The following is a 1244-nucleotide window of genomic DNA, read 5'->3' as shown; positions in this document are numbered from 1 at the left end:
GTGGTGGTCGACTTGAGGCTGCGCTGGAACCCTTGCGGGTCTGGCGGGCAACCGTCCTCACCGTCCTTGTCGTAGTAGGCATAAGTGGTGACGATGCCGTTGGGTTGTTCCTCACGGATCAGGTTGCCATGCTCGGTATCGTAATCGGTGGTGGTGACTTCTTCACGCAGACGGGTGCTGTCGTTTTCCAGCCGCCAGCGCTGGGTCACGGTGTGGGGCTGCTGGAAGTTGCTCAGTTGATTTTCGAAACTCGCCCCCGGGATTTCGTGGTAAACCGTCTCGGTTTCCTGGATGTGCCAGTCCTGCTTGCGCGCATCTTCGGTCACATCGTCGATGACATCGCCGTACTGCGCGGTTGTTTGCAGGGTCAGCAGGTGATGGCGGTTGTAGCGGTAGCTGGCCTTGCGCAGCTCTGTGCCTTCACTGGCCTCGCTGAGCTGAACTTCATAGGTGAAGTCGCTGCCCGCCCGGTACAGATTGTCCTTGTCCTTTTCCCAGTTCAGCCCGCTGCCAAAGCCCAGGAAGTTGCGGTTGTTTGGGTAGCTGTAGGTGGTGGTCAAAGGCGGCTGATTGGCGCCGGGGTCGACCGTGTGGCTCTTGACCCGGGGGATCCGGGGCACGGGTGCGCCGGTGAGGAGCTGGTGCCCGGCATCGTCGTAGCTGATCGTCTCGATCCCGCCCAGGGGCGTTTCGACCCGGCTCAGGCAGGTCATGTTCTGCGTCGAGGGGCTGGTCTCATAGCTGAACCGCCAGCTACCACGGTCATGGCTCGGCAGGGTCACCCGTTCCACCCAACGGTCCTTGAGTGCTACCTCGTAGCGGGTTTCACCGAAACCGGGGTGCAGGTGGTAGGTGATCAGGGTGTTCGTGTAGGTGACGGACAGCAGCTCCAGGCCGCTGCCGTCAACGATGCGGGACAGGCAGCGATGTTCACCGAACCTGCCCTCATGACTCAGCTCGATCCAACGGCCCGAGGGCGCATAGACCCGATGAGGCACGGCGATGTCGATGCCGCCCGAGCGGATGACTTTCAGCTGTTCGACCATGCCCGCGCGGTGCACGACCCGGTACTCGCCGTTACCATCGTCCAGGAAGCGAAAGCTCTTGAGCTTCTGCTCGCTGATTTTCGGTTCGGCGCCACCGCCATCGACGTGGAATTGCTCGCCGGTGTGGGTCTGCAGCGAGCCGGTGGAAGGGATGTAGCGGCTGAGATTGAGGGTCCAGCCCTTGCCAAAGCCGGTGTC

At 62.0% G+C, this 1244-nt stretch carries 1 pseudogene; it reads right to left on the bottom strand.

From position 1 onward, the window contains the following. Nucleotides 1–1244 (bottom strand): annotated as a pseudogene (locus tag APH28_RS28940) (hypothetical protein); the annotation flags it as partial.

The sequence above is a fragment of the Pseudomonas sp. NBRC 111124 genome (genome assembly GCF_001320245.1).
In the GTDB taxonomy this organism is placed as follows: Bacteria; Pseudomonadota; Gammaproteobacteria; order Pseudomonadales; family Pseudomonadaceae; genus Aquipseudomonas.
Note: the sequence above shows the minus strand (reverse complement) of the source record. Positions and strands in the feature narration are given on the sequence as shown.